This window comes from Streptomyces sp. DvalAA-14, from assembly GCF_900091855.1.
In the GTDB taxonomy this organism is placed as follows: Bacteria; Actinomycetota; Actinomycetes; order Streptomycetales; family Streptomycetaceae; genus Actinacidiphila.
The window spans coordinates 39,036-59,935 of sequence record NZ_FMCH01000476.1; the positions used below are offsets into that span (position 1 = coordinate 39,036).

General features: G+C 65.8%; 19 protein-coding genes and 1 tRNA gene. 9 read left to right on the top strand and 11 right to left on the bottom strand.

The window, feature by feature from the left end:
- Positions 1–73: 73 nt before the first annotated feature.
- Genes GA0115240_RS25015 through GA0115240_RS25030 form a run of 4 tightly spaced genes read right to left on the bottom strand, consistent with a single transcriptional unit; the run spans position 74 to position 3,395 of the window.
- Entirely contained in the window at positions 74–1,255 is a 1,182-nt protein-coding gene (locus GA0115240_RS25015; RefSeq protein WP_093739880.1) for a cysteine desulfurase family protein, read from the bottom strand.
- On the bottom strand, positions 1,252–2,193 hold the full coding sequence (locus tag GA0115240_RS25020; RefSeq protein ID WP_093739882.1) for a hypothetical protein: 942 nt from the start codon (positions 2,191–2,193) through the stop codon (positions 1,252–1,254). The genes GA0115240_RS25015 and GA0115240_RS25020 overlap by 4 nt, the downstream gene beginning before the upstream one ends.
- Positions 2,194–2,211: 18 nt before the next feature.
- Complete coding sequence (locus tag GA0115240_RS25025; RefSeq protein WP_093739884.1) at positions 2,212–2,832, bottom strand: hypothetical protein; 621 nt, start codon at positions 2,830–2,832, stop codon at positions 2,212–2,214.
- Positions 2,832–3,395: a dCTP deaminase gene (locus GA0115240_RS25030; RefSeq protein WP_093739886.1), complete on the bottom strand. Its 564-nt coding sequence runs from the start codon at positions 3,393–3,395 to the stop codon at positions 2,832–2,834. Before GA0115240_RS25030 ends, GA0115240_RS25025 begins: the two co-directional genes overlap by 1 nt.
- 234 nt (positions 3,396–3,629) lie before the next feature.
- Here GA0115240_RS25030 and GA0115240_RS25035 point away from each other — a divergent pair, with 234 nt between their 5' ends.
- Both GA0115240_RS25035 and GA0115240_RS25040 read left to right on the top strand, forming a co-directional pair.
- A complete protein-coding gene (locus GA0115240_RS25035) occupies positions 3,630–4,673 on the top strand; it encodes a LysR family transcriptional regulator (protein WP_093739928.1) in 1,044 nt (347 codons plus the stop codon).
- Positions 4,674–4,699: 26 nt separating this feature from the next.
- On the top strand, positions 4,700–6,043 hold the full coding sequence (locus GA0115240_RS25040; protein ID WP_093739888.1) for a methyltransferase domain-containing protein: 1,344 nt from the start codon (positions 4,700–4,702) through the stop codon (positions 6,041–6,043).
- A gap of 85 nt (positions 6,044–6,128) precedes the next feature.
- On the opposite strand, the gene GA0115240_RS25045 is transcribed toward GA0115240_RS25040, so the two are convergent.
- From GA0115240_RS25045 to GA0115240_RS25055, 4 genes are all read right to left on the bottom strand, one after another.
- Positions 6,129–6,455, bottom strand: coding sequence for a nucleoside triphosphate pyrophosphohydrolase (locus tag GA0115240_RS25045; protein WP_256069962.1), 327 nt, complete (start codon positions 6,453–6,455; stop codon positions 6,129–6,131).
- 125 nt (positions 6,456–6,580) lie between these two features.
- Positions 6,581–7,294 carry a tyrosine-type recombinase/integrase gene (locus GA0115240_RS25050; protein ID WP_256069966.1) on the bottom strand — a complete coding sequence of 238 codons (714 nt, stop codon included), beginning with the start codon at positions 7,292–7,294 and terminating at the stop codon, positions 6,581–6,583.
- A complete protein-coding gene (locus tag GA0115240_RS38585) occupies positions 7,255–7,731 on the bottom strand; it encodes a hypothetical protein (protein WP_256069963.1) in 477 nt (158 codons plus the stop codon). Before GA0115240_RS38585 ends, GA0115240_RS25050 begins: the two co-directional genes overlap by 40 nt.
- 437 nt (positions 7,732–8,168) lie before the next feature.
- Positions 8,169–8,693, bottom strand: a complete 525-nt coding sequence (locus tag GA0115240_RS25055) for an ATP-binding protein (protein WP_093739890.1) — start codon at positions 8,691–8,693, stop codon at positions 8,169–8,171.
- A 169-nt stretch (positions 8,694–8,862) separates the two neighbouring features.
- On the opposite strand from GA0115240_RS25055, the gene GA0115240_RS25060 reads away from it, so the two are divergent.
- From GA0115240_RS25060 to GA0115240_RS38590, 4 genes are all read left to right on the top strand, one after another.
- Positions 8,863–10,212, top strand: a complete 1,350-nt coding sequence (locus tag GA0115240_RS25060) for a hypothetical protein (RefSeq protein ID WP_093739892.1) — start codon at positions 8,863–8,865, stop codon at positions 10,210–10,212.
- A gap of 144 nt (positions 10,213–10,356) precedes the next feature.
- The gene (locus tag GA0115240_RS25065; RefSeq protein ID WP_093739894.1) at positions 10,357–13,599 is read left to right on the top strand and encodes an NACHT domain-containing protein; all 3,243 of its coding nucleotides are present in this window, start codon (positions 10,357–10,359) and stop codon (positions 13,597–13,599) included.
- 451 nt (positions 13,600–14,050) lie between these two features.
- Positions 14,051–14,125, top strand: a tRNA-Ser gene (locus tag GA0115240_RS25075).
- Between the two features lie 114 nt (positions 14,126–14,239).
- Entirely contained in the window at positions 14,240–15,043 is an 804-nt protein-coding gene (locus GA0115240_RS38590) for a hypothetical protein (RefSeq protein WP_237555184.1), read from the top strand.
- Positions 15,044–15,126: 83 nt separating this feature from the next.
- Here the strand turns inward: GA0115240_RS38590 and GA0115240_RS25090 are convergent, their stop codons facing one another.
- Together GA0115240_RS25090 and GA0115240_RS25095 are read right to left on the bottom strand one after the other, a co-directional pair.
- The gene (locus tag GA0115240_RS25090) at positions 15,127–15,810 is read right to left on the bottom strand and encodes an SMI1/KNR4 family protein (RefSeq protein ID WP_237555185.1); all 684 of its coding nucleotides are present in this window, start codon (positions 15,808–15,810) and stop codon (positions 15,127–15,129) included.
- Between the two features lie 96 nt (positions 15,811–15,906).
- Positions 15,907–16,329 (bottom strand): tyrosine-type recombinase/integrase, encoded by a 423-nt coding sequence (locus GA0115240_RS25095; protein WP_093739936.1) that lies wholly within the window; start codon positions 16,327–16,329, stop codon positions 15,907–15,909.
- Between GA0115240_RS25095 and GA0115240_RS25100 the strand changes: the two genes are divergently transcribed.
- The 3 genes from GA0115240_RS25100 (at position 16,328) to GA0115240_RS25110 (ending at position 20,115) form a co-directional block, all read left to right on the top strand.
- Complete coding sequence (locus GA0115240_RS25100; RefSeq protein WP_161302435.1) at positions 16,328–17,290, top strand: GNAT family N-acetyltransferase; 963 nt, start codon at positions 16,328–16,330, stop codon at positions 17,288–17,290. The genes GA0115240_RS25095 and GA0115240_RS25100 overlap by 2 nt on opposite strands.
- A 183-nt stretch (positions 17,291–17,473) precedes the next feature.
- Positions 17,474–17,707, top strand: a complete 234-nt coding sequence (locus tag GA0115240_RS25105; protein ID WP_093739900.1) for a hypothetical protein — start codon at positions 17,474–17,476, stop codon at positions 17,705–17,707.
- 1,859 nt (positions 17,708–19,566) lie between these two features.
- Positions 19,567–20,115: a Uma2 family endonuclease gene (locus tag GA0115240_RS25110; RefSeq protein WP_093739902.1), complete on the top strand. Its 549-nt coding sequence runs from the start codon at positions 19,567–19,569 to the stop codon at positions 20,113–20,115.
- A gap of 376 nt (positions 20,116–20,491) precedes the next feature.
- Here the strand turns inward: GA0115240_RS25110 and GA0115240_RS25115 are convergent, their stop codons facing one another.
- The gene (locus tag GA0115240_RS25115) at positions 20,492–20,824 is read right to left on the bottom strand and encodes a hypothetical protein (protein WP_141708956.1); all 333 of its coding nucleotides are present in this window, start codon (positions 20,822–20,824) and stop codon (positions 20,492–20,494) included.
- Between the last annotated feature and the right edge of the window lie 76 nt (positions 20,825–20,900).

Here is a 20,900-nt window from a genome sequence, read left to right on the forward strand (position 1 = left end):
CGTTATGGGGTCTTCCTGGGTTCCGGCGAGGGGGCCTGAGCTGGAAGCGGCGACGGCGGCCGTCTGGGCGGGATCAAGTTTGTGGGAGGCGGTCCAGCTGCCGAGCCGCCGAGGGGCTTTGAGCTTTTACGGTCCGAGCGATGAGGTCGGCCGCCTGGTCGACCTCGTTCTCTGTGGTGGTGCGGCCGATGCTGAGCCGGAGGGTCGCTCGGGCCTGGTTGCGGGTGAGGCCGATCGCGGTGAGGACGTGTGAGGGTTCACTGCTTCCGGTGTTGCAGGCCGAGCCGGTGGAGGCGGCGATGCCGGGGATACGGTCGAGGAGGTCGGCGGCTTCGATCCCGGGAAGGGTGAGGCTGAGGTTCCCGGGCAGTCGCCGGTGCGGGTGGCCATTGACGCCGGCACCGGGGATCGCGGCCAGGAGGTGGTCCTGGAGTCGGTCCCGCAAGGCCTTGATGCGGGCCGACGTCGGGGCAGCGTCGCTGGTGATGAGGTGGGCGGCGGTGCCGAAGCCGACAATCGCGGGCACGTTGGGGGTCCCTGCCCGCAGTCCGCGTTCCTGCCCGCCGCCGGTCTGCAGGCCGGTGATCGGGGTGCCGCCGCGTATGTAGAGGGCGCCGATTCCCTTGGGGCCATGGAGTTTGTGGCCGGAAACAGAGGCGAGATCGACGCCGAGTTCGGCGACGTCCAGCAGTTCGAAGCCGGCGCCCTGGGCGGAATCGGTGTGAAGGAGGATGTCACGTGCGGCGGTGATCTTCCCAATGGCCGCGAGCTGTTGGAGGGTGCCGATCTCATTGTTGGCGTGCATCACCGTCACCAGTGTGGTCTTCGGGGTCAGGGCGGCAGCGACATCGGCGGGACGGATGCTGCCGTGCCTGTCGACGCCGAGGCGGGTGACGGTGTAGCCATGGTGGTCGACGAGTCGCTGGCAGGCGGCGAGAACAGCCTTGTGCTCGATCGCGGTGGTGACGATGTGCCCACCGTGCGGGCGGGTCGCCAGGGCGGCACCGACGATCGCGAGGTGGTTGGCCTCAGTTGCGCCGGAGGTGAAGACGATCTCCAGCTCATTCTTCGCGCCGACCAGGTCGGCCACGCGGCGTCGGGCGGTGCGGATTGCCTGTGCGGCGGTGCGTCCGTAGGCGTGCGGGCTCGAGGGATTGCCGTACTCATTGGTGAAGAACGGCAGCATCGCTGCCAGGACCCGTTCGTCCAGCGGGGTGGTGGCCTGATGGTCGAGGTAGATCGGTGCGGTGATCATGCGGCCCGCTCCTTTTCTCGGGCGGCGGCTGCTGTCGCGGCGTACTTGTGTTCACCGTCGACCAGGTCCCAGTAGATGGCCCGGGATTCTTCGAGGACGGAGAACGCGGTGGCCAGGCAGTGCCAGTTCCGGTTCGGCTGGGCTGCGGCGAGGAAGAAGGCGTCCTCGAAGAGTCGACGAGCGCGTTTGGCCAGCGCCTCGCGGGTCGCCTGCGGTCCGAACAACTGCAAGAACCCTTGTTCCCGCAGCCATGCTTCGGCATGCTCGGCGCCGACCGCGCCCGTCAAGTGGCCGCCATCAGTTAGCGTCTGGGCGGCGAGGCGTTCAAGACGCCGGTGGCGGCGGGCGTCCTCGCCGCCCGGGCAGCGGTCGCCGGTGATCTTCCAGTCGTGCCAGCAGGGCGATTGGTAATGGCTGAAGTCCACGTTGCCGAGGGTGGCAGTGACCTGGGGCGGAATCTGACCACGAGTCAGGTCGGCGACGTCGTAACCGGGACCGAGGGCCTCCAGGGTGAACGAGCCGGGCCGGCCGCGGCCGGGCCGGTCGATGCGGACCAGGACGGTGAGGCGGTTGGTGAAGCGGTTGGTGGGCTCGGCGAGGATCACGGCCCGCCTGTCTGCCATCAGTCCGACCGCGCGGGGCGGGATTTCCTCGATGGGGAAGGTGTTGCCGCCGCGGTAGTACTGCTTCTTCTCGACCCCGCCATCAGAGCGGATCATCAGCGTGGTCGCGCCGGTGGTGGCGGCGAGTGCGTGGGCGGCGATACGGAGCGTGGCCGCGCTGTGGTGCGGAGGAATTAGGCAGGCGTTCAGCACCGGCAACTTCAGGGAGCGCAACAGGGCCATGGTCTGCCATTTCGGCCAGCGCCGATCCTTGGCCGCGGCAGCAAGATCGTCGGCGCTGAGCGTGTGCAAGGGGCGGGGCAGGGGTATCGCCATCGGATCGTCCCCGTCTCGTCAGGCGGCGTCCGCGAGGTGCAGGTCGGCGAACAGTTCGGCGAAGGTACGCTCTCGGTTCGCGGTGAAGGGGTGGTCGCGCCAGTCGAAGTACTCGCCGATGCCGAGTTCGTCCGCGCAGACGCGGCGTACGAACTGACGGGCGAAACCGGCGGAGGGCCAGTAGTAGTGCTCGCCGGGGCGAGGCGAGAGGAAGAGGTAGGAGCCCTCTACGACCGTCGGCAGGTCCGTCACCGAGGTGAGCCGACGGCCCGGGCCGCCTGTCTTCGTGTAGGCGGCAGTGATTGCGTCCGGGTCCGGGACGGGGATCAGGTGCAAGTGACAGTGGCTGCAGCAGGAGGCACCGAGTTCGCAGTCGCGCGGCCCGTGCTCGGCCAGGATCACCGGCCCGTAGCGAGCTTGGATCAGCGTGCGCATCTCCTCCGACTCCGTTGCGACCCTTTCCAGACCGGCAGGGGTGACGTCGGCGGCGGCGTCCAGATGTTCGATCGGCATGAACAGGCAGTAGCCAGGGGTAAAGGCGCCACTGGTGGGCAGCAGCACCCAGCCGCCGACAGTTTCGGTGATGATCCGGGTCGTGGCCTCGCGTGCGCTGAACTCGGTACAGAACTCGCAGTCCATCAGGATGACCTCCGGATTGGGCGGACGGAGAACTCTTCGGCGTATCGGCTCTTCAGGTCGGCCTCGCGGCCGTAGAACGGGTGGGACGCGACGTCGTCGGTGTGGGCGCTGTCCAGGGAGAAGACGAGGAGACGGGCCAGCGGCATGCCGTGGCGCAGACGCAGCACGGCTGGGCCGATGTTGACCAGTTCCAGCGTCAGATGACCGTTCCAGCCGGGCAGGACGAACGGACTGGTGACGTGGACGGCCAGGCCGACGCGGGCCAGGTGGCTGAGGCCGCCGATCATGCCCATCAGTCCGGCGCCGAGTCTCAACGGCTCTTCGACCGCGCCCAGCAGCATTGCGCCCGGCCTGAGATCGTACGTCTTCCACTCGGTGAGCGGCTCGCCGTACAGACCGTCGATGCTGGACTGGTCCGCGAGGTCGATCACCACCGTGCCCGGGGCGGCGAGCGGCAGCAGCGGAGATCCGAGTGTCAACAGCAGTCCGTCGCCTCGGAGTGGGCCGGGCCACTCCAGAGTGCCTTGGTCGATCAGCCAGGTGATCGATTCGGCTGAGAGCATGGCTCACCCCCGGGAATCAGGCAGCTATTCGTTCATCGCCTTGTCAGTCGAAGGCGGTTGCTTGAAATGTCCCCCGGGATACTCCACGATATCCATATGTCCGGTAGGGCATTTAAAGGTTTTCTCGGCATGAAATGCGGAGAAGTTCCGGTCTGCTGGCCGTGCGGACAGTGCAGACTGATTGAGGCCGCAGCGGGAGGGAGCGTGATGGTGTCGTCGTTACCGTTGGGACCGTTGAAGGTGCCGGGCCCGGAGGGGTTCCGCGCCGATCTGCTGTCGTCGTCGACGGACTTGCTCGATCTGACATGGGATCAGCTCAGAACGCTGATCGTGGTCCGTGAGGCTGGGACGGCACTCGCCGCGGCGAGGGTACTCGGGCGCGAGCAGTCCAGCGTGCAGAAGCAACTCGACATCCTCAACCGCAACTTTCAGGCCTTGACCGGGGAGTTACTTGTGGTCAAGCAGGGACGGGGCAAGAACTTTCTGTTTACCCCGACCGGGCTGGAGGTCGTCGAGCGCGCGAGGGCAACCTTTGCCGACTGGCTGCAAGGGATCGCCGACTCCCGACGCCGACTCGGCTCGACGCTCACAGTGGGGACGACCGAGTTCACCCTGGGTTTCCTGGGGCGAGTGTGGGAGCGTGTCGCTCCGCAACTGCTGGAACGGGAAGTCGAGCTGAAAGTCGTGCATGTGCGGACCCGCGACTTCTGGAACCGTCTCGACTCCAACCAGGTTGATCTGCTGTGCGGCGGGCTTGCGGCCGAGGCCGCCGCACAGCAGGTTGTCTCCGACTACGACTTTCTGGAGTGGCATCGCGAGGGACTGGCGCTGCTGACGAACCTGCCGGTGCGCGAGCTCGCCACGAAGTCCGTGGGCGTCGACCGGCTGCGGAGCCTGCCGCTGGTCATCCCCTCCCACGGGGTGATCACCGATTTTATCGAGCGGTGGTATGGCCCGGACTTCCGATCTCAGCTGAAGATCGCCGCGGAGATCGACGACATCTATTACGGACTCGCCCTCCTGCGGTCCCGCATGACGTATGGGTGCATGCTGTGCGCCCGCTCCATCGGTGAGGCGGCCGTCGAGGGCCGCCTGCCCACCAGCAAGGACTTTCGGCTGATCGATTTCGCCGACGATTTCACCCCCATGCTCCGGTTGATCTCCGGTGTCTTCGCCCGCAAGGGCGAACGGGAGACGTATGACGCCTCCCATCCGCTCAACATCTTGTGGGACGCCTTCCGTGACGAGGCCGCGTCTGGCAGGCCTCTACCTCTGTGACCCGTCGCTCGACCTGGAGGACCTCCGTGCTGCTGGCCTCTGTCAACCTCAACAGGCGTCTCGGCGCCAACGATGCCCGCTCCCGCCTGGCCTCCTGGCTGCGCAAGCGCCGTGTCCAAGTCCTCGTCGCTCAGGAGCCGTTCAAGCCCGCCGATCGGGTGGCGCCGGTGATCGCTGGTTTCACGTTCGCCGGCGGTGACGGTCATCTGGCGGCCTGGGTCAGTGAAGGCCTTGCGGCGCCCGCTGCACTCCGCCTGCGGCCCTGGGCCCAGCGGATCCAGTTGGACTGGCTGGTCATCCTCCAGGTCCACCTTGACGCCCATGCGTCCGCCTCCCGGACCAGCCAGCTCGCCGAACTCGCTGAACTGGCCGCTGCCGAGGACGGTCGCCCGCTGCTGATCTGTGGAGACTTCAACCTCGCTCCCCGAGCAATGGACGGTCTGTTCGGTGAGGAGACCAGTACCTTCACCACTGAAGGCGAACGCGCGATGCTCCAGCAGTTGAAGCGGGAGGCCAGCCTGGTCGACACCACCGCAGATGAGGTGCCCGCCTTCACTTTCGAGCGCGTCTTCGCCGGCAAGCTCAGCCGCTTCCGCTGCGACCTCGCGCTGATCAGCGACCATCTGGCGACAGCTACCCAGGTCTCCACGGACGCCTCGGCGCGAAGCGCCCCCGCCGCGTTCACCGACCACTCCGCGATCCTGATCGACCTGCCCGTCGCGCTGGAAGAGGCCGAGCCGGATGATGTGCTCTTCGCCCTGTCCGACCTGGACGGCTCGGAGAATCCGTTCTCTTCCTCGACGAAGGTAACCGTCCAGCCCCATAAGACCGCGATGAGCCGCCAGGCGCCCTCCCCGGCCTCACGAGCCGTAACCGAGCACCTGACCGGCCTGCTCGGTGTGAAGAGCGTCTTGGACCATGGCTGCGGCCGCGGCGCCGACGTCGTCCACTACCGCTCCCTCGATCTGGACGCGGAGGGCTTCGACCCGCACGAGCCCTTCGGCTGGCCCCGCCCGGACCGGCGTGATTTCGACCTGGTCACCTCGATGTTCGTACTCAACGTGCTGCCCGACCCCTGGCAGCGGATACAGGCACTCAAGGACGCGGCATCCTTTGCCCGGCCCGGTGGCCTGGTCGTGGTCGTCACCCGCTCACCCGAAGAGATCACCAAGGCTGCCACCCACGGCGGCTGGGCCCGCCATCACGACGGCTTCTGGTCGAGTCGGGGCAAGGGGACCTTTCAACGCGGCATCACTGCCGAGGAGATCACCACGATGGCCCGCCGGGCTGGACTCCTCCCCGCTGACAACCCTCCCGCGCTGCCACTGCCCGGCGTGTGCCATGCCATTCTTGCCAAGCCGGTGGCATGAGGGACATTATGGGCGAACATCACTAGACGGGCGGGACGTTGTTCGCGAGTTCGTTTACCGAGTGAAGACCGATGTTGCCGCCTGGTCAGTGATTACCCGTCCAGACGATCCGATCGGCGAAGCCGCCGCGCTCAGTCGCTTTGGCCTCGCGGATCTTCTCCAACTGGTCGGTGTCGACGCCGAGGTCAGCGGCGAGGGCGCGCACGACCTCCAGCACATCCGCGAGTTCCTCCGGCGCCGATTCCTCGTCCGTGGTCAGGAACTCGGCGACCTCCTCGCCGAGCTTGTCCCGCAGCCGGTCCCGGTATTCCTCCGGGCCCGCGGTGTAGGTCACCGGCTCAGCCCCGTCCTCGCGGATGATCTGTGGAATCCGGTCTCGCACCAACTTGCCCACTTTGCTGTAGTGGTTCACCGGCTACTCTCCCGCGCCTGTCGCTGCGAGGCGGTCGCTGAATGCCGCCCCTCATGCCGACGCAGCCTAGGGAAGACGCCTCACAACTCGCCATGCGAACGGCATATCTCCGCTCGATCGAAGTGCTACCCCGCCATCTGGAGCAACTGATCGCCATCGGTCCTGTGGGGGCGGCGGACGACGATGGCGGTCGTCCTTAGCCCTCCTATGGGCGCCGAGCCGTCCAGCAGTTTCTCGTTGTGCGTCTGGACTCCGCTCACCCGGTCCGTCACCCGTGGGCGCAGGCCCGCATTTCGCCAACCCTCGTCCTGACAGCACGGATTCAGCACACGTGGGCCCGGCAACCGACCCGAACTGACGAGAACTGGTAAACGGTGTTCTGGCTGGTCAGCGGGCCAGCGTCCCGCATCGCCGCAGGTCAGCTGCCCACCCCGAGGGAACTTGTAAAGCGAAGGTCGTCGGTTCGAATCCGACAGGGGGCTCTTCTTTTCACCCCGGATGACTTGCAGTTTTGGCCGTCTGGCGGCCTCATTGTCGGCCTCGGACGCGTCGTCCGGGGCCTTTTGCGTGAGCGATGCGTGAGCGGATGCCGCATCCGGCTGCGGTACGGCATGCAACGAGGGAGCACGGTCCGGGCCCTGTGGGGCGCTGCTGGGTCGGGGGATCAGGCCGCCCGCGTGTTCGGCGATGGCGCGATCGAACTCGGGGAGCAGGCTGGTGTAGGTGTCGGCGCTGATGGCGATGGAGGAGTGGCCGAGGGTCTCCTGGATGTCCTTCATGTCGCAGCCCGCCGCGTGGATCAGCGTGGCCGTGGCGTGGCGCAGGTCGTGGAGCCGGATCGGGGGAGCCCGGCTTCCTCGTACAGCTCGGTGAAGCGGCGGGTCACGTTGGCGGGGTGCAGCCGCTCGCCGTTCTCGCGGGTGAAGCCGCGGCCGGTCTCGACCCAGCCGGTGCCCCATAGCTCGCGGTCGGTGTCTTGCTTCTCACGGTGGCGTTGCAGGACGGCGACGGTCTGTGAGTCGAGGGTGATGGTGCTGGCGCCGGCGTCGGTCTCGAGGCCGAGGATCCAGTGGTCTTGGCAAACCCGGATGTTGACGACTGGTAGGCGCAGGGTGGGGTTCGGGTCGTAGGGGTTGCAGTCGATGGTTCCCTCGAAGACGGCGTCCTCTTCCGCCTTGCCGTTCGCGCCGGGGGCGAGGACGGTCATGGTCTGGCCTTCGAAGAAGTTGCGGTGGCTGATGCCGGCCAGTCGTACGGGGAGCAGGTCGAGCGGCACGCCGACCTCGCTCGGGTCGTCCTCCGCCCAGGCGGGCAGATAGCCGGACGTCGTAGAACCGCTCTCGGTGGTGATCGTCCACCTGCCCGGCGTACTCCACGGTGACGGCTGCTTCCGGGGCTCTTCGGCGATGGTGCTCGGCTGCGGCGGGATGCCGGTCTCCTTTATCGAGCGGTACGGACATTGGGCGATCGGTCATGGTTCGAAGCCGTGGCCGCTGCGGATCGGGAGGACCGAAAGAAGTCGGCGCCGACGAGCAGGCCGCAGCCCCGACGAGGTGAAGGGCACTGCGGCGCGGCCCTGGGCAACCATCCGCCGGTTCTCCGCCAGGGCCGTAGCGTCGGGCGGGCCGACTTCGCACCAGACGACTTCCCGGCTGATCCGCCGCGCTCTCCCATCCGGCAGCCCGGCATCGGACCAGGAGAAGGGCTCGGGTATCAGCCATTGCTTTCCGATCGCACCAGTTCCGAGGTCGGTGCTGACAGCCCTTTCGGCGCAGAAGCGGGCTCCAGTTCTGCAAGATCCGGGAGCGGGATGTGCGACCACACGACCTTCCCCGGGGCGGCTTCCTTGTAGGCGTAGCCCCACGCTTCGCTGAGCAGGTCGACCAGTTGGAGGCCGCGCCCGCCCTCGGCTTCCTGCGACGGCCGCTGGAGTACGGGGGGCCGCCGGTTGTGGTCCCAGACGAGGACGCATACGCGGTCGGGCCACAGTTGCAGCACCACGGTGCAGGCTTCGGACCCCGGGCGGCCCGCTGCGGGCTCCGTCCCTTCCGCCGCTCCGGCGTGGCGAACGGCGTTGGCGGCCAGCTCGGAGACGATGGTGACGGCGGCCTCGACGGTGTCGTCAGGCACGTGCCAGCCCTGGAGCGCGGCCCCCGTGTAGTGACGGACATTGCGGACCGAGAACAGATCGGGGGCAAAGTCCAGGCTGCTGATCAGCGGCCGGTAGCCGAGCGTCATGGTCACACCTCCTCATTCATGCGAGCCGAGTACGCGGGTACTCCGCCGTCTCGCGCCTTGCTCGTTGCACGCACTAAGCAACCGTGTGAACACGCTGAGCGGTACCGTGAGGGGAGGGAGTAACCATGAAAGCCATGAAGCGGCCAGATCTTCCTGGGAGTTGGTAGGGATGACGACCCGCCCCGTACGCAACACCGGTCTTGCTGCGCTCCTCGATGAGGCGGACTGGTCGCGGACTCAGTGCGCCTTGGCGGTCAACCGGGCTGGTCAGGAAGCCGGAATGGCATTGCACTACGACCAGAGCGCAGTGAGCCACTGGCTGAGCGGGACGATGCCGCGGGTCAAGGTGCGACCGGTGATCGTGGAGGTGCTCGCGCGGCGGCTGAAGCGACCGGTGACGCTTCGGGAGGCGGGATTAGCGGATAGTGGTGCCGTCGATGCCCACGAGGGAGGGGAGACTGCGGACGATCTCCTCGAACTCGGAAAGGCGGACATGGACCCTTCCCGCAGGGGCGTCCTCACGACGGCCTTGTACTCCGCAGCACTTGCTGTCCCCGGCTTCCCGGACCTCGCTGGTACGGACCGTGCCACCGCCGCGCGGCCGACGTCACGGATCGGGGACGGCGAGGTGGAGATCGTCCGGTCGATGACCGAGCGGATCGCGGACATCCTCGACACCTTCGGCGGCGGCCACGCCCGCCCTATGGCAGCGGCCTTCCTGGTGAACACGGTGTCCCCATACCTGCGGGCCGACGCCAGCGAGGCCCACCGGGCAGCGATGCTCTCCGCAGCCTCTGACCTGGTGTACCTGACCGGCTGGATGGCGATGTACGAGCGCGAACACGGCCTCGGGCAGCGCTACTACGTCAAGGCGCTCAAGCTGGCGGGCGCCGCCGAGGACCACCTCACCTACTGCCGGACGCTGCGCGGGATGAGCCTGCAGGCCGGCAACCTCGGCTACGGCACCAAGGCCCTCCAACTCGCCGACGCAGCCGCCGAAGCCTCCCCCCAGGCGGGCCCGCGCCTTCACGCCTTCCTCGCCGGCCAGCAGGCCGCCTCCGCCGCTCAGACCGGCGACCGGACCCAGGCGTTCTCCCGGCTCGCCGAGACCGAAGCGGCCCTGTCGAAGGCCGACTCCCGCAAGGACGCCGTCGGCGGCTACGACACCTCCGCCTTCCTCTTCCACACCAGCGCGGTCCTCTACCACCTCGGCGACCTCCCCGGCTCCGTCAAGGCCATGCAGGACTGCCTCCGCGTCCAGCCCCCTTCGGAACGTCAGGGCCGCGTCCACGCCAACGGCCTCCTGGCCCAACGCCAACTCGAACTCGGCCATTTGGACGCAGCCTGCGCCACCTGGGGGCGGTTCCTGGACGACTACGAACAGGTCTCGTCCTCACGCGGAGACGAGCACTTCGACACCATGCGCACCCGCATCCGCCCCCACCGCAAATCCCCTTCGGTCCGCACTCTGGAGCAGCGCGCCCGCGAGGTCGCTGCCCGTAAGGGATTGGCGGCGTAAGTCGCGAGAGAGGGTTGCTTCGGTTCGTAGGCCGAAGGAGGCTCCCTGACCAGAACCACCCTCAGGCTGAAGAGTGGCCCGCACTCGGTGAGATGACGAGAAGTCCGATTCCGGTACCGCGACTGTGACGGACTGCTATTTTGAATGACCGCGCGCTCGCAGGTGCTAGACCAAGCCGGGGGTCGTATGGAGCCGGGAAGCATCAGCATCGCCGTCCGGGCGACGTCCGCACTGGTCGGGCCGATGGTGCGGCAGTTCTTCGCGCAGCCTGGGCGTGGAGCGGATCTGGTTCATGAGCCGGTTCGGATATCTAGCATGGTCGCGTGGCGCGGTGAGAAGCGCACGTTGACCCCCAAGGATGTCCACAAGCTGGTCGAAGAACTGGTTGCACGAGCGGCCGAGGTCGAACTCTCCAGGCCCACCCTCAACAAGGATGATCGGGTGGAGGTCGCTGGCGCCCTGACCAAGACTCTTTTGGCCATGGGTGAGATCGGCATGAGCGATGTCCAGGCGGTCCGTCTGGGGCCCCGCACCCTCGCCCACAACTTAAAGCGACGCGAGCCCACGGCCACGAAATACCTGAGCGCTGATGGTCTGCACGCTTTCAACAGCCTTCTCCAGTTGAGCTGCCTCCACATCCTCAACTTCTTCACCCAGCGTTCGACGTTTATAGCAAGAACCCTCGTTGAGGCGACGTCCCAACTGGACCAGCAGTCCCGGCAGTTGGGCATCCTGATGGAACGGGTGCCGCAGCCGGTGCGCGACTCAGCATTTGAGCATCGCTACGGTGAGTACATTGTCGGTAAGTACGGGACCCTTCGGATCTTCGGATTGCGGCTGCGGCAGGAGGAAGAGGGCGCGACATGGCCGTTGGAAGCGGCCTATCTCAGTCTTGAGGCTGCGCCGATGGAGAAGAGCACCCGGCAGGTAGGACCCATCGCCCGCAGGAATCCCGTGCCGCTCGCGCCGCGTAGGATTGAGCAGCTTCTTCCGGGCCGTAAGCGCATCCTTCTGCGAGGTCACGCTGGCTCCGGGAAGACAACCCTCTTGCAGTGGATGGCAGTGAGCATGGCCCGCCGCTCGCTGCCGCCGGAGTTGAAGGAGTTCGAAGAGTGCGTCCCATTCTTCCTCCAATTGCGAACGCTCGCCCGACGCGGTGATCTGCCCAGCCCTTCTGATTTTCTGGCATCGACGGGCAGTATTCTCGCCGACGCTCAGCCCGAGGGATGGGCCAAGCGTGTTCTGGAGTCTGGGCGGGCATTTCTACTCATCGACGGCGTCGACGAGATTCCGCAGGCGGACCGTGAGCGGGCGCGCGAGTGGTTGCACGACCTTCTTGGTGCCTATCCGAACGCGCGCTGTCTGGTGACTGTCCGGCCTTCCGCTGTGCAGAGTAACTACCTTCGACGTGAGGGCTTCACCCAGTTGTCGCTACTGCCGATGGGCCGCAACGACATTGCTTCCTTTATTACTCAGTGGCACGACGCGGCACGTACCGAATCGGCGCCTGAGGTCGAGCGCCTGAACCAGCTTCAACATTCACTACTGGAGACGGTGGCCGCGAGTCCCAGCATCGCCCGCCTAGCCGAAAATCCATTGATGTGTGCGCTCATCTGTGCCTTGCATCGGGATCAGCAGGCACGACTCCCGCAAGACCGTAAGAGCCTCTATGAGGCTGCACTTGAACTGCTGCTCGTGCGCCGAGACAGCCATCGCAGTATTGAGACCCCCGAGGGCATCGAACTGTCCAAGGAAGTGCAGATCCGACTTCTCTCACGCATTGCTGCATGGCTCATTCTGCAAAGACAGTCCGAGGCCGACCAAGAGGACGTGATAGAGGGAATATTGGCGGATATTCTGCCTGCTATCAGGGAGGCGCAGAAGCTGGGCACCCCGCAGGACATCTTTCGCTATCTGTTGTTGCGCAGCGGAGTCTTGCATGCCCCGACCGAGGACTCTGTCGCGTTTATCCACCGCACGTTTCAGGATTATCTCGGTGCTAAGGCCCTTCAGGAGAACCGCTACTTCAACATCATGATCCGCAACGCTCACGAAGATCAGTGGGAGGACGTTATCCGTATGGCAGTTGCCCATGCGGACAGGAAGCAGTGCAGCCAACTCCTCGCCAAACTGGTGAAGCGTGGTGACGACGTGCAGAAGCACCGTCATAAGCTCCATGTCCTCGCAGCAGCGTGCCTTGAGGATGCAACAGAGTTGGATCCGGAGGTGTGCCAGGTAATTGAGGACAGGATGGCCGCGCTAATTCCGCCGAATAGTGTCGAAGAGGCCGTAAGCTTGGCGGCTGCCGGCGCAGTCGTTCTCCCATTACTTCCGCAGGGGCCCGATGGGCTGCGAGAAGAGCAGGCGATCGCTGTGGTCGCGACAGCCCATCAGATCGGCGGAGATCCGGCTCTTGCGCTCCTTAGGAAATTCCGCCATCACACCTCTCCCCGGATACATGCTGACCTCATTCGAGCATGGGAAACCTTCGATTGTGAATCATATGGGACCGAGATCATCTCGCATCTGCCAGTGGATTCACTCTTTCAGGTCACCAGCTCGGCACAGCTCTTGGCATTACGCGGCATGGGTGGGCGGCCTAACGTTCATTGTTCCGGCTCCATTAGCTCCGAGGACCTGGCTCTTTTGTCTGCAGAGCTCCTCAAGACGCTCTATGTGGTCAATAACGAGGAGATCAAGGACCTGGGCTTCGTTCGGGAGCTCAGCAGCCTCACTGATCTCACTGTTGGCAACTGTCAGGGTGTCACAGACTTGAGAGCGCTCAGCGGACTCAGCCTGCGGTCTGTCGTGCTGATCGACCATTTGCGGCTCGGGGCGACGGCCAGCATCGGTTCACTTCCGTGCCTTGACACCCTCGCGCTCGACATTACCTTGCCTTGGCGTTCTCTAGGAGCTGTCCCCCTTGAGGCCCCTCTGACATCGCTGTACATAGGTTCGCTTACCTACGCGGTGTCAGGCATCCGAGACATCTCCCGCTGGGCCGCGCTGAGACATCTTGCATTACCCGCCGTCGGCCTCCGGCCAGAGGACCACACGGAGCTGGCTCGCCTTCCTCTTTTGGAATCCCTCAATATGACGGGAGAGAGCATTGCGTCTCTTCGGGGGCGCGTGCCTCTTCCCACAGTCACGCATCTCGCGATCGCGGACGCTACGGATGCTGAGGACCTCGCGCCCCTCCGTGAGTGTTTTCCAAATCTGACCCGGCTGTCGCTTTTCTGGAATCCTGGCCATGGTCCATCACTCAACCTGTCCCCATTGCGCGCCATGAAGGACCTTATCGTCCAGGTCACCAACGCCGGCGCCGTCCAGGGCGCAGGTACCTTTCCCGAAGGCCGTGCGATCGTCAGACCGCGCCCGCACCCTTAGGCAAGGGCTCCTCCTGGTCTTTTCGGAGGGGGTTGGCTCCCCGGGATACTGAAGCGGAGGCGCGTGAGGAAATTGTGACGGTCTTGGGGTCGCTCGCGAAGCGGGGAGTGACGGTGATCGCTAAGGCCGACAGTGAGCGGGCCGCGGCGGGGACCCGCCCGTGGACTGTTGTGGCCAGCAGCGGGCCGGTGGACGACCAGCTCGTCTGGATTGACGCCACTTCAGTCGACCAGTGTCTGGAATATGTGCTTCCTCGCTTAAGGGCGCTCGGTCTGACGCTGCCAGGTTGTTCCTGATCATCCACCACGCGGCGTTGGTAAAAGCCCAAACGGTGAGGAACCCCCCACTGCGTGAGCACTGCGTGAGCGGACGGCCCGGGAAGGGCCGCTTGGACCCGGACGCCGCAACCTGCCGCGTGGCGCTGACCAGCCGGAACAGCACCACGCGGCAGGCCCCGTCACTCGGTGGCAGCATCTCCGTCGCGCTTGTAAAGCGAAGGTCGTCGGTTCGAATCCGACAGGGGGCTCTTTGTTTGCCCAGGTCAGGGGCCATCGCGCCGTCGGTGGCCCACCGACCGGGACCGTCCGGCACACATTCAGCACACATCGCGTGCTCTGACGCGGTGGGGGAGGCGGCTGGGGTGGCTGCCGAGGACGAGCTGGCGAAGCGGCGGTACGAGCGGCTGGTGGGCCGGGTCGAGGCGTTGATGCGCGGGTCGCTGAAGCCGGAGTACCAGGGGTACGGCGGGCAGGTCGTCCTGAGCGCCGAGGCCGTCGAGGAGTTGGGTGGCGACCCGGCGGAGATCCGCCGCGCGGCTCGGGCCGTGGGCCGCCGTCTGGGCTGGAAGACGGTGACCCGGGAGATCGACGGCCGGATCTTCGTCCTGGACGACCGCGAGCCGTCGAAGCCGGTGCGGGAGCTGATGCAGCAGCGGGCCGCCGATGCGTTGGACGCGGTCTTGAGCCCTTCGCTGTCAGCGACGCGGCCGACGGTCGGCGGGCCCCGTCCTGCCAGGGTGCGCCACCTGGCAGACCCTTTTCTCCTTGGTGCCTTGAGAAGGGGCAAGCGCGTAGAAGAGTTCCTCGGCCCGGTCGGCGGAGGCGAGGTGCCCGGCGTCCGGTACGTGGAGGTCAGACCGGCTGGCCAGAACTTCGAGGTCATTCTCCACATCGTTGAGGACGTGGGACACGCGACCTTCATGGACCTCGTGGAGTTCCCAGCTCTGAACTCCGAGGACGACGAGGAGGAGTTCGGCCGCGTGATCGCCACGGCGGACGACCCGCCCACCGCGCTCGCTACGGCCGAGCGGCGTAGTGGGGCGGTGCGGGAACGGTGGGTCAATGAAGGCATAGTGCAGGCCGAATACGCCGACTTCGTCCAGGCCGGACGCCCTTCGAACTCCTCGCCCGACGGGTACCCGTGGCCCGTGTGGAGCGTCACGTAATTCCCTACCAGCAGCGTCGGGTTCCCCATCCAAACGTTCGAGCCCGGCGCAGGGGCAGTGCATCGGGCTCTGGTGTGTCGTGGTCAGTCCCACCAGCTGTCGCCCGCGTGCCAGCGCTGCACCCATTCCAGGAAGCCGAGTGCTTCGGGCATGGGGTACGGGTAGGCCCCGACATCGGTGACGAGCCAGACCTTCCCGCGTTGGGGGCCGGCGACGACAAGGACCCAGTAGGAGAGCTCGTCGTCGGTGCCAAGTACGACGGAGCCGTGGTTGTAGACGGTGGCAACGCGCTCGTGGTGGTCTTCGGCCGGGTTCTCGTCTTCCCAGGCCCAGGCCTCCTGGAGCGGGAATGGGGCAGCCGGATTCCGCGTCCTCTGATGGGGCCAGCCCGGTGGGAGCCAGCCCAGGGGCAGGAGACCTCCGTCTTCCGGTGGCCCGAGCGGGGAACCGTTGGCGATCTCCGCAATCAAGGTCCGGTAGGGCTCAGGAAGGGTCACCCTGTTCTCGGATTCCCACACTGACACGGCTTCGTGCCCAAGTGCCGGCTCACGCCACTCCGGATCGAATGCCGAGCGCAGGATCTCCAGGGTCGCCTCGTCCGGGCGCTGATCAGGTGATGTGGTTGTCACGACAGCATGCTGGCAGAAGCCACTGATGGAGGTCCTCGCGACTGCATCCGGCTCGAACGCATGGGCGGGGAATCTGATGCTGCTGGTGGGCAATGATATGACCGTCGACAGCCCGTAGCCCGACAGACTGCTGACCATCAGCGCGGATCGACAGCGATGTCTTCGGTGTGGATGCGGACGCCGCCCGGACCTTTGAGGCAGGTAGGCGGCGTCCGTACGCACCGGATCAGCCCGTCAGGCTGGGAGCCCTTCCGCAGCCGTGAGGGCGGCCAACTCCTCGGCTGCCTTCCGGGCTTTGCGTTCTGCCTTGTCCGCCTTGGCCTGTGCCTTGGCGAGGATCATGGCCCGGCGCTTGTGCATCTTTCTGGAGACCTCGTCCAACCGGTCGGGGAAGAGATGTCCGTAGACGTCGAGTGTCAGGGTCGCGGACTTGTGGCCGAGCATGGTCTGGACGACGTTGACGTCTGCGCCGCTGGCGATGGCGAGCGAGGCTGCGGTGTGCCGCAACTTGTGCGGCGTCAGCTGTCTGCGCGGCGGCGGCCGCAGGGTTGTTCGGGAGACAACGGGGGGCACGAATTTCACCGGGAGGCACCGTCCGGGGGTCACGACGGAATGGGCGTTGCGGATGGGTCCGGGGCTGCGGCAGGGTGACGCCATGCACGGACATCGCTACGGGTCGGCGAAACCGTTGGTCACGGTGGGCGCTTCAGACCAGGAACTCGTGGCCGTCCACGAGCTGCTGAGGACCTGCCATGAGGAGGTCAGTCCACTGGTGCCTTATCGCAGCCCGGCGGAGACAGTCGGGTTTCTGCGTTTCCCGCCCAATGACGAGGACCGGCCGGCCTGGGTAGTGGTGGACAACGGGTCGCTGTGTGCGTTCGCCGCGGTGCGCCGCGAGCGTACAGCCGCTTCGGCATGGCTGGACCTGCACGTCCACCCGGCCTACCGGCGCCGCGGCGCGGGCAGCGCACTGCTCGAAGCTGCACGCTCGTTCGCGCGGGCCTCTGGCGTCGGCACACTTCTGGGGCACTTCGCCTCGGCGGAAGCCGCTGGGTTCTGCCGTCGCGTCGGAGCAGCGGAGGGGCAGCGGGACGTCCGTTCCGTCGCGCGATGCGATCAGCCGCTGTCCGTACCGTCCCCGGTGCCCGGGTATCGGCTGGTGCGCTGGACCGGGGCCTGCCCGGAGCATCTGCTGAATTCCTACGCCCAAGCCCGTACCTCGATCAACGACGCGCCCCACGCGGACGCCGATGACGAGAACTGGAGTCCGCGCCGCGTGCGGGACCTGGAAACCGTCGTGGCCCGCCGCGGACGCGAGACGCGCGTGACTGCGGCGGTCGACGGGGACATAGTCGTGGCCTTCACCGAAATACGGGTCTCGCCCCCACCGTCGTCGATCGCGTCGATCGAGGACACCGCTGTGGCGCGCGAGCACCGCCGCGTAGGGCTGGCGAGCTGGATAAAGGCCGACTCCCTGGCCACATTGCGATCACAGCGTCCCGATGTCGGCTACGTGACAACGTCGAACGCCTTCGAAAACCGCCCCATCCGCACTATCAACCAGCGCCTTGGTTTCGCACCCACCGTCCTGTGGACCACAGCGGTCCTCCCCGTGTGACAAACGCCCGAGTCCAGTGTCCAGCGGCACGGGAAGTCATCGGATCGGATCGGCTCGGCTGCACGGAAGTCCGCCGGCGACGGAATTTCCGGTTCGCCGACGATCTTGGTGCCAGCTGGCCCGCCTCGGTGACAACGAACCGGACAAAGGGGCCCGCCTCCGCCGCCAAAGAAGAAGTCCAAGATGGCGCCGATCCTCATCGGTGTCGGCGCGTTCGCCATCGTCCTCATCGTGATCGCCGCCGTCACCGGCGGCGGCAAGAAAGACGGCACCACCAACTCCGCCCCGCAGCGCGCCCCCACCGGAACCACCACGGTCACGGCGAAGGCCCCGGGAAAACCAGCCGCGCCGGCGAAGAAGAAGGCCGCAACCGCCGCGTACGGAGACACCTACACGTACACCGACGGCCTGCCGTAGTCCCGGCATCCACTTATCAACGCCCCGTCAGCCACCGCTGGCGGGGCGTCGCCGTATCCTCGGCCGTAGTGCTGACGCGCGGCCCGTCCGTTTCCGGAGGACGGAGGTCAGTACTTCGCCAACCTGTCACCTCGCAGCACGTATTCAGCACACGTGGCCTGGAAACCGACGCGAACTGACGGCAGCCGGTGAACGGTGTTTTGGCGGGGCAGCGGGCCAACGGCTCGCATCGCTCCAGGTCAGCCAGGTACCCAGCGGGAACTTGAAAGGCGAAGGTCGTCGGTTCGAATCCGGCAGGGGGCTCTTCCTCTTGCCTGGTCAGGGGCCTGATTGCGAGAGTGTGCGACGGGCCGTCCACGGTCCCGCACGTCGTGGAAGTACTGCCACACCCCGGCCCTGTCCCGGTCCCGCAGCCGGCGCCAGCACTTCTACTCGATGCCTGGTCCGGTCAGTTTGGTACGTACCGGATACCGCGGAAGGATGCACCGCTCCCCCAGACCCGGAGGAACAGAGATGATCCCTTGCAGCTTTGGGGAAGATCTTGTCCTGACGAGGTCAGATCGCTGATGTAAGTCACCTCGTTGTCGTCGTCAAGGAAGAATTGCGCAGCATTTCCAATGACCTTGATTGTCCAATTATGCCAATCGTAATCCAGTGGTTGGATCGCTTGGTTTACGTTGGCTGGGAAAGTGTTCGCCCGAGGCAGATAAACTTCTGCTAGGGCAGAAATTTCTCCCTTGACGTCTTGGAATTCTGCGTATTGCACTGACACGCCGTGCGGCTCGGAAGACGATACATCGGTGCACGTTCCGAGTCCGTACCCCCAGCCAGCTCCGTATTGAGGGTTGGATGGGGGTGACAGCTTGGCTGAGAGCTCAATCGTGTACGCGTGCCGGTTCGGCAACGGGACCGAATATCCCGCCTATCGAAGATCAGGAAAGGCTGCAGACGATATACCTCCCTGCCTGGTGAACGTCGCAGTTCCCGTTGGGTCGTAAGCTTTGAGTGTGAGAGCTTGTGTCCGATTGGAATCGAACGAATTGTCTTCCTTTGTGCGGTGGCCGACGGTTGCCCAGGTCGCTAAACCAATTACGGCCAGGAGGGTAAATGCCATGACCCCCGCGGCGACCTTCTTTGTTGTCGGCGAAGGAGTGGGAATTAACCAGATGAGAGTGCTAATGACTACGCCGGCTATGCCAACGATCAATGCAGTCCATGCAGCAACGTTCATTTTCCCCCCTGTGACGAACTGAGTTCCCATGGTAGAGCGGTATGAGCCCGTGCGAGGGTAAATAAGAATGTTTCGCTAGTGCGCTGCGGGCATGGACGGGCAAGAGAGACGTGTGATGCGCGTGCCATGGTACGGCTACGGCAATCTCTACATATATGCGCGATCTAGTCTTACTAGCCCGGTGCGTCATCGATGGCATTAGCGGCTCGCGCACATTCAGCAGACATCAGGAGGACGTCGGGGCGGCGGCGGGGATGCCGGCAGGTCTGCTAACGCTCTGAGCGCTGATTTCACCTTTCGGTATCGGGCACCCTCATGGCGCCTGGCGAGAGGTCCGTGCGGCGGATAGTCGGGACGACCGAGTGTGTGCCGGGACGGACTACTTCACCGTCCGCCCGTTGGCTACCGCCCGCGAACCCTGGTCCGCACGCGCAGAGCAAGTGTCGCCTGTACACACCTTCAACCACCTCACCCGCATCCCTGAACCGAGCCCGCCCCAGCTGACTCCCGGCCCCCACCTGGTGTGTGCCGAATATGCGCCGACCGGTCCCGGCGGTGCAGGGCTTCGGGCAGCAGGTCCACGCTAGTGTTGGAGGCCGGTCGGCCCGCTCCTGGGAGGCGTAGCAGCGTGGACCCGCAGCATTTCGCACTCCTCAATGAGGCCCGCAGGAATTTGCCGGACGGGTTCAAGGCGGAGATCTCGGGTGACAGCATTGTCATGCTGGTCGCGCCCTCGGGCATTCATCAGCGCAATCTCCTGGTGGTGCGGCGTCAGTTCGACGCGCACTGCCCAGGCGACCTGCTGCCGAGCGAGAACACCGACCTCGTCTCTCCTGGCGTGGGCAAGAGCCGTAACCCCGACCTCACCTACCTGCCTGCCGGTGTCCTGGAGACCACGGACACCCAGGTCCCTGCGGAGGCCGCGGTGATTGCCGTTGAATTGGTCTCGCCGTCGAACCCTGAGAACGACTGGGTAGGGAAGGTGCGGGATTACCCGATGATGGGAATCCCGATGTATCTGGTGGTCGATGCCAGGCTGAAATCCGTCACGCTCTTCAGTCACCCCGACGGTAGAAAATATCACCGCCGCGAGGACGCAGACTTCGGCGAGATCCTCAGGATCCCGGACCCGTTCGACTTCGACTTGGACACCGCGACGCTGCTGACCTACTCCTGAAGCCTGGGCGGCGCAGCTTGGACGGCGCCCGAGCACGCCTGGACGCGGGCGGTGGGTCGGCGGCTGGGCGGGAACACGGCCCCCAAGATCGAGGGCCTGATCTTGCGTCCTGGACGAAGGGGAGCCGCCGAAGGCGGTGTGAAACCTCATGCGGCGACGAGCCGCCGACGCGTTGGACGCGGCTACCCGCCGGCACGGACTTCGAGGCCCTTGCCGACGTCGTCGAGACGTGGGGCGCGAGACTTTCGTGGACCGCGGGGGGTTCCCACCCCTCAACCTTGTCGACGACGAGCTGGAGGAGTCCGGCCGGGCCGCGGGCTCCGCATCCGACGGGCACCGGCACTCGTGCCGTGTTGCGGCAACGGGCGGCCGACCGTCAGCTTGCCGTTGGTCCGTCGGTGACTGGCGAGGGACGTTCGTTTTCGACAGCGAGAGCGACTTGGGCGGTCCATGACCAGGGTTTCTGGGGCGGATTCCAGCTCACCTCGATGTCGGTGCGGTGGAGGTCGCGCGCCAGTTCCGTCACCATCACCGCCGCAGCGGCCCGCGCGTCTCTTGGATCAGTGTCGATCGGCAGGTCCAGGCGCCCGCAGAGCATTCCGCCTTCCATGGTGAGGACGCTGGTGCGCCAACCCTCGGGCGTCGCCAGCAGGACGATCCCCTTCGGAAGGCCCCAGTCGGGCCGCTTCTCCTTCTTGCGCCTCACCATGTCGCTATCCAACATCGTCGGGTTCGCGGTGGGAACTTCCCCGGGTGGCGGGGATCGCGCGCGAGGGGGAGCGGGA

Coding starts and splice junctions, on each gene's coding strand:
- GA0115240_RS25055 (WP_093739890.1), bottom strand. CDS start 8,693: ATGACGCTCGGCTACCGGCCGCTGATCAGCAGCCTGGACTTTGCCCCC.
- GA0115240_RS25065 (WP_093739894.1), top strand. CDS start 10,357: ATGACCGCGCGCTCGCAGGTGCTAGACCAAGCCGGGGGTCGTATGGAG.
- GA0115240_RS25090 (WP_237555185.1), bottom strand. CDS start 15,810: ATGGTCAGCAGTCTGTCGGGCTACGGGCTGTCGACGGTCATATCATTG.
- GA0115240_RS25030 (WP_093739886.1), bottom strand. CDS start 3,395: ATGCTCTCAGCCGAATCGATCACCTGGCTGATCGACCAAGGCACTCTG.
- GA0115240_RS25095 (WP_093739936.1), bottom strand. CDS start 16,329: ATGGCGTCACCCTGCCGCAGCCCCGGACCCATCCGCAACGCCCATTCC.
- GA0115240_RS25105 (WP_093739900.1), top strand. CDS start 17,474: ATGGCGCCGATCCTCATCGGTGTCGGCGCGTTCGCCATCGTCCTCATC.
- GA0115240_RS25025 (WP_093739884.1), bottom strand. CDS start 2,832: ATGGACTGCGAGTTCTGTACCGAGTTCAGCGCACGCGAGGCCACGACC.
- GA0115240_RS25115 (WP_141708956.1), bottom strand. CDS start 20,824: ATGGTGAGGCGCAAGAAGGAGAAGCGGCCCGACTGGGGCCTTCCGAAG.
- GA0115240_RS25100 (WP_161302435.1), top strand. CDS start 16,328: ATGCACGGACATCGCTACGGGTCGGCGAAACCGTTGGTCACGGTGGGC.
- GA0115240_RS25060 (WP_093739892.1), top strand. CDS start 8,863: ATGACGACCCGCCCCGTACGCAACACCGGTCTTGCTGCGCTCCTCGAT.
- GA0115240_RS25015 (WP_093739880.1), bottom strand. CDS start 1,255: ATGATCACCGCACCGATCTACCTCGACCATCAGGCCACCACCCCGCTG.
- GA0115240_RS25020 (WP_093739882.1), bottom strand. CDS start 2,193: ATGGCGATACCCCTGCCCCGCCCCTTGCACACGCTCAGCGCCGACGAT.